Source organism: Bacillus sp. AFS023182 (assembly GCF_002560575.1).
Lineage (GTDB): Bacteria > Bacillota > Bacilli > Bacillales > Bacillaceae_G > Bacillus_A > Bacillus_A arachidis.
Genome location: NZ_NTRO01000055.1, coordinates 1 through 6,021, shown reverse-complemented (window position 1 = coordinate 6,021; position 6,021 = coordinate 1). Strand labels below are relative to the sequence as shown.

Sequence of the window (6,021 nt, the reverse complement as noted above, 5' to 3'; positions counted from 1 at the left end):
AGTCTTTTACCCGACAAATTATCTTTAAAACTTGGAAATCTTTATTTCAGATTCATGATTGGCACAATATCAAACGAGAGCGATTAGAATGCCACATTTATGGAAAACTTATCGCTATTTTTCTATATTCTTCTACTATGTTTAAGATGCGACAATTAATTTTACAAAAGAAGCAAAGAGAATTAAGCGAATATAAAGCCATTGGAATGATTCAAGATCATCTATACATTCTTTATCAAGCTATACAGCAAAACACCCGAGAAATAACAAAGATTTTAATCCGCCTGTTCCATCTTCTTCAGAAGAATGGACGGAAATCTCACAGATATGAGAAGAAGACTGTCTTTGATATTATGGGTGTTGTCTATGAGTATAATGGATTGAGAAAACAAAAGAAAATTGCATAATTAAAAAAGTGAAACCCGTTAGGGTTTATTTGGTATGCGCATTTTTAAGAATATATTTCTATTTTAAGAATGTTTTAACCCAGCTGAACGAAAGTTCAGTTTGTGTACACTCTTAAGTTGATGGGCATGGGTCACCTTATCAAAAAAAGAAAATTGTACGTTTAGACACAATTCGGACACATTTTAACCGGTTCCCTGTACGTTATTGAAAAAGTTACCAGAGATCATAATTTTTTATAATTTCACGCACGACTTTTGTAACACTTATGAAAGGAATTTGAAAGGTTTTTATACTATGCTGAACTTCAGAACATTAATTTTAAATGATTCTAAAGTGAATAATTTCACAACGAGAGGAGAACGGAATGAAAAAGAAATTTAAAACAACAGGAATTGGAAAAAAGGTAATCCCTGCTACAGCGGCATTAGGAATTCTTTTTTCTATAGCACCGATTGCAGAAAATAAGGCTAGCGCAGGGATAGGTGCAGTAGTAGATATAGGTATTACTGTATTAGGTGCTATAGCAAACACTTATGAAACACTTGGAATAAGCCCAGGGGATCGAGACCCAGGCACTCACATTGATGTATATGCAGAAAACGAAACTTACCAGGCCCCTAGTTTTACATCTGGGGAATTTAATATTTCCATGTATCATACAAAAGGTGATTTGAATTTTATTAAACAAGTTAAAGTACGCTATCCAAATGGAAGAATTGAAACTCATCAACTAAAATCTGGACAGCAGCTTAAAATTACTGACGCAGGAGCAATTATAGATTTAAACCCTAATGCAGCAAATGTCTCAGAACACGATCTTCTTTACATTACACAAGCACAATTAGACGAAGGAAAGACCGGAGTTGTGATAAATCAAGGCCAACACGGATTTGTAGAAAAAGCCTCTGGTAAAAACCCGAGATTTCTTGGTCCACTTTACAAAAAATATTCCGGTGACTCCTTTGGCGATTGGGCGGTGATTGCTAGAAATTCAGATTACCTATTTGATCAGATAGCAAATAAATTATCAGATAAGCAAAAGCAATTGATAACATTGACTTCAAAGCCAGTATCTAAAGACGTCCTTGACAACTATGTTAATAATGATCCTAAAGCTCGTGCAGATTTTTATGATCGATTATCTGATGTATTGGCGGAGCGTACTAACGTCATAGAGACAGGTCTGGTACTACCATACATTAGACTAAATGATGGTAACCCTCATCAAATTATCCCTTATAAAAAAGGAACAAATAAAGTAATCGTAAAAACAGGTTCAAAATACCTTTCAGGAAAAGAAGGAAACGAACTTCAATATTCCGATTCGCTTGGCGATGATGAAGTATTTGAACTTGTTCAGGTAGAAAATAATGATGCTGGTTCATTTCAGTTCCGTTTGAATAACAAGAATGGAGTAAGTTTAGCTGGTGATAGGCATACTTCAAAGTTCGGTACTGGTGAGCGTTTCGACTCTGAAATTCGTTTCGATGATAAAAGCAACAATGAAATTCACAATTGGTTAATAGAGTGGTATCCGGGTAAAGAAAATGAGAGACAGAAGTATGACAGAGTACAGATTGTAGCTGATGAAAAAGATTCTACTAAATTGACTGCAAAAGATTCTTCTGGAAATGTAATAAAGAACAGTTGGGTAAACCAAGGTTCTGCTTATCATTTTGCAGATGCTGATGGAGTTCTCATGACAGGTTGGAAAGAAATTAAGGGGAATACCTATTATTTTGAGCCGACTTCTGGAAAATTGGTCACAGGAAGTGGCAGTGACTCACAGATTGATGGGAAGTACTATCACTTCAATAATGATGGTTCCGTGCAAAAATCAGCATGGAAGGAAGATCGAGAGGGCCTACACTATTCCGATGCTTCTGGAGCGTTTATTAAGGAAGGCTTGAAAGATATAGATGGTAAAATTTATTATTTCCAAGATTACAAGGTAAATAAAAAGGAAATACGTATAGAAGATCGAGGTGTCATCCTTTACTTTTCCGATAAAGGTGTGCTTGAGAGAGTTTCTAATCTAAATGGAGAAGTTATAGACAGCGTTGTTAATGTCCAGTTTGACAACAAAACATTAACATTTAATCATGACGGTTCGATTTTTAAAACAGGGATCAACAAAAGAGAGAAAATAATAGAATATTATAGTTTAGAAGATGGATCTTTCTATACCGGTTGGAAAATAATAGACGGTAAGAACTACTATTTCACAAATGGCCGCAATTATACGTTCAATGATTATGACAACATTGAGGGGAAAAAATATTATTTTCATGAAGACGGATCAGTTAACCGAGCAGGGTTTGAAAAAATAGATGGTAAGTTATACCATTTTGACAATAACGGCATAGCACAAACGGGCTGGCAAACTATCGATAATAAATATTATTACTTCGATGAGAATGGAGCAGCTAAAACAGGATGGTTCCAAGTTGGTGGTGGATATAGACCTATTCCACTTGCATACGGATACCTTTGGTATTGCGCTAGAGAAGATGGTTCACTTTATGCAGATGGTTGGTTTAACATCGGTGGTAAAGATTATCACTTTGACTATTGGGGACATAAAATGCCGTACTAAAATAATAACCTGATGATAGCAAGGGAATGCTTGTATGCTGATGTGTACTGCATTCCCTTATTCTATGTATGCTATATTTAGCTCGACACGACAAAAAAACATTGTACTAGAAAAGTAGCACCTCTAATTGTTGGACATAACTAATAATTAGAGGTGCAGTTTTTTATGGCCAAATATTCTTTGAAAACGAAATTAGATGCATAGATAGCATTCGTTATGAATAATTTTCCTAATAACCATTTCGTTTTAGTGTACGATAAATGGTGGTTCTATCAACATTTAAAAAATCAGAAATTTCCTGTTTTGTTTTTCCTTGATCAAGTAACTCGAGTATCAAATCAGTTTTAGACTTATTGATTTTAGGAATTCTCCCCAGTTTTCCGCCATTTTCTACATACCTAATACGTCCAGCCTGTGTTCGTTCCAGTATATAGTTTCGTTCAATATCAGCAAGTAAAGATAAGATTGTAACCATTACTTTCGTAGTCATGTCATCTTTTTTCCGAGTATCACTGTTATCATTAATAGCAATAATCCCAGTATCATTTTTGATCAGCTTTTCATGAGTACGAATCATATCAGAAAGATTTCTTCCTAAACGATCTAATTTATAGACAATAAGTGTGTCCTCTGGACTTAGTCGCTGCATAAGAACTTGGAATTGTTCTCTCTCGATATTTTTTTCACTTTGCTTTTCTTCAAAAATACATTCTTCTAACAACTCAATTTTGTTAGTTTCACAATATGTAAGAATTTCTTTTTTCTGAAATGTATAATCTTGTTGTGGAGTAGATACTCGAATATATGCGTAGTTCATTTTTTGCTCTCCTAACGTTGCATAAGTCTGTTTTTCTATTTTGCTACAAATATCGTATCATTTCGGGGGGATTGATTTGCAACATAATATATGCAACGTCGTGACGCTATAAAAATCAAGCCCAAGGCAAGTGTTGCATATATGTTGATTTTTGCAACAGAACCTTTGAAAGAGTTTTGTTACATTTTCGAAAGAAATATGCAAGATATTTAAACTAAGATAAACTTACGAATATAAATTTCATAGGAATCGTTAGTAAAATAAAAATACTAGCAATTAGAAAAAAACATTTTACAATATTATAAGTAAATCAAAAAAGATTTCTTTTATTTTTGATAAAGGAACAGAGGAGATTTTATGTATGACAACAAGAATTGCAATTATAGAAGATGAAGATAATATCCGTGAAATATGCGAACGGTACTTAGAAAGGGAAGGATATGAAGTATACACCGCTGAAAACGGAGAAGAAGGTTGGAATTTATTTCAGCAATATCAACCAGATCTCATTGTTTTAGATTTGATGATGCCGAAAAAAGATGGATGGGAATTATGTGAGGAAATTCGCCAACACTCTAATGTTCCTATTATTATTTTGACTGCTAGGCAAGAGGAAAGAGATCGAATTTTGGGATTAACAATAGGCGCGGATGATTATGTAACAAAACCGTTTTCGCCTCGTGAATTAGTATTAAGGGTACAAATTTTATTACGAAGAGGCAATCAAGCAACAATACAAATACAAGAACCAGTATCAGAAATGATAAAATTCCAAGATTTAGAGATTGACCTAACAAAAAGACGTGTATTAGTTTGTGGGCATGAAATTGAGTTAACAGTGAAAGAATTTGAGGTACTTCATATAATGGCAAAACATCCAAGACAAGTATTCTCAAGATCCCAACTTCTTGAACAAATTTGGGATTTTGAGTATGGAGGGTGCACAAATACAGTAACAGTTTTAGTAAGTCGCCTACGTGAGAAATTAGATAAACATACAACAAAGAATCGTTGGATTCATACAGTTTGGGGCATAGGTTATCGCTTTGAGCCAGATGGAGGAAATGAAATATGAAGTTACGTTATCAATTGTTGTTGATGAATTTATTAAGTACGGGTATTATGGTAATCTCTATCTGGTATAGTGAAAGACAAATGTTACTTAGACCAGAACAGACACGGTTATTTATAGGAATCGTGATTGTAGCACTCATTATTTCAACGATTATTTACTGGTTAATGACACGTCCTATTATGAGATCCATTCAGAATTTAATTGCATTAACCAAACAATTTAGTGATAGACATTTTGAAACGATGTACATAATAGGGAAAGAACCGGAAGAGTTTAAAGAATTAGCCACATCTTTTCAAGAAATGGCAAAAAAATTAGAAGAAAGCTTTACTAAGTTAGAAAAAGGAGAAAAAGAACGTACTGAGCTGATTGCGAATATTTCACATGACTTACGAACTCCTCTTGCTAGCATACAATTGATGATAGAAGCGTTACAGGATGGCTTAATTGCAGATGCTGATATGAAAAAACAGTATCTAACGACAATTCTAAACGAAATACAACGATTAAATGGATTAATTAATGATTTATTTGAACTGTCTAAGTTAGAACTTGGACAAGAAGCATTTCATCCAAGTTTAATACATGTAGATAGTATTCTATTAAAAGTAATAGATTCACATGCTATCCTATTGAAAGACAAAGAGATTGATCTGCAATTACGTGTTTCGGATACATTACCAAAGCTTTGGATTATGCCATGTAAAATAGCCCGAGTGATCAATAATTTGTTACATAATGCGATTCGTCATTCTCCTACATGTGGCACAATTGAGTTAGTTGTAGAGGAAAATAAACAGAAACAGCAAATTATATTCACTTTGCGTGATGAGGGGAATGGGATTTCCTACGATGAACAATTACGTATATTTGAACGCTTTTTCAGAACAGATCCATCAAGAAGTTCACAATCTGGAGGATCTGGACTTGGACTCGCTATTGCAAAATCACTAGTGGAAATGCATAAAGGAGAAATTGGTGTTCGGGACCGTCCAGATGGAAAACAAGGATGTGAATTTTGGTTTACTCTTCCTGTCATATCAGAAAAGAAATAGATAGAGAAAAAGAATCCCTTATTTTTAGGGATTCTTTTTTGTTAAAGCTTGCTCACACAAATGATCTGCA

The 6,021-nt window shown here is 34.2% G+C and carries 5 protein-coding genes and 1 pseudogene; 5 read left to right on the top strand and 1 reads right to left on the bottom strand.

Annotated elements, in window-relative coordinates:
* Positions 1 to 407 (top strand): annotated as a pseudogene (locus CN288_RS21100) (DUF2489 domain-containing protein); the annotation flags it as partial.
* 365 nt (positions 408 to 772) lie between these two features.
* Positions 773 to 3,004, top strand: coding sequence for an N-acetylmuramoyl-L-alanine amidase family protein (locus CN288_RS21095; protein ID WP_098303055.1), 2,232 nt, complete (start codon positions 773 to 775; stop codon positions 3,002 to 3,004).
* A gap of 229 nt (positions 3,005 to 3,233) precedes the next feature.
* Here the strand turns inward: CN288_RS21095 and CN288_RS21090 are convergent, their stop codons facing one another.
* Positions 3,234 to 3,821, bottom strand: coding sequence for a recombinase family protein (locus tag CN288_RS21090; RefSeq protein WP_098303054.1), 588 nt, complete (start codon positions 3,819 to 3,821; stop codon positions 3,234 to 3,236).
* 90 nt (positions 3,822 to 3,911) lie between these two features.
* On the opposite strand from CN288_RS21090, the gene CN288_RS29775 reads away from it, so the two are divergent.
* The 3 genes from CN288_RS29775 to CN288_RS21080 all read left to right on the top strand — a co-directional run bounded on the left by CN288_RS29775 (position 3,912) and on the right by CN288_RS21080 (position 5,951).
* On the top strand, positions 3,912 to 4,034 hold the full coding sequence (locus CN288_RS29775; RefSeq protein WP_255260029.1) for a hypothetical protein: 123 nt from the start codon (positions 3,912 to 3,914) through the stop codon (positions 4,032 to 4,034).
* 148 nt (positions 4,035 to 4,182) lie between these two features.
* Complete coding sequence (locus CN288_RS21085) at positions 4,183 to 4,896, top strand: response regulator transcription factor (protein WP_098303053.1); 714 nt, start codon at positions 4,183 to 4,185, stop codon at positions 4,894 to 4,896.
* On the top strand, positions 4,893 to 5,951 hold the full coding sequence (locus tag CN288_RS21080) for a sensor histidine kinase (RefSeq protein WP_098303052.1): 1,059 nt from the start codon (positions 4,893 to 4,895) through the stop codon (positions 5,949 to 5,951). Before CN288_RS21085 ends, CN288_RS21080 begins: the two co-directional genes overlap by 4 nt.
* Positions 5,952 to 6,021: the final 70 nt, after the last annotated feature.

Bases quoted from the DNA above. Each gene is read 5' to 3' on its own strand.
- CN288_RS29775 (WP_255260029.1), top strand. From the start codon at position 3,912: ATGCAACGTCGTGACGCTATAAAAATCAAGCCCAAGGCAAGTGTTGCA.
- CN288_RS21090 (WP_098303054.1), bottom strand. From the start codon at position 3,821: ATGAACTACGCATATATTCGAGTATCTACTCCACAACAAGATTATACA.
- CN288_RS21095 (WP_098303055.1), top strand. From the start codon at position 773: ATGAAAAAGAAATTTAAAACAACAGGAATTGGAAAAAAGGTAATCCCT.
- CN288_RS21080 (WP_098303052.1), top strand. From the start codon at position 4,893: ATGAAGTTACGTTATCAATTGTTGTTGATGAATTTATTAAGTACGGGT.
- CN288_RS21085 (WP_098303053.1), top strand. From the start codon at position 4,183: ATGACAACAAGAATTGCAATTATAGAAGATGAAGATAATATCCGTGAA.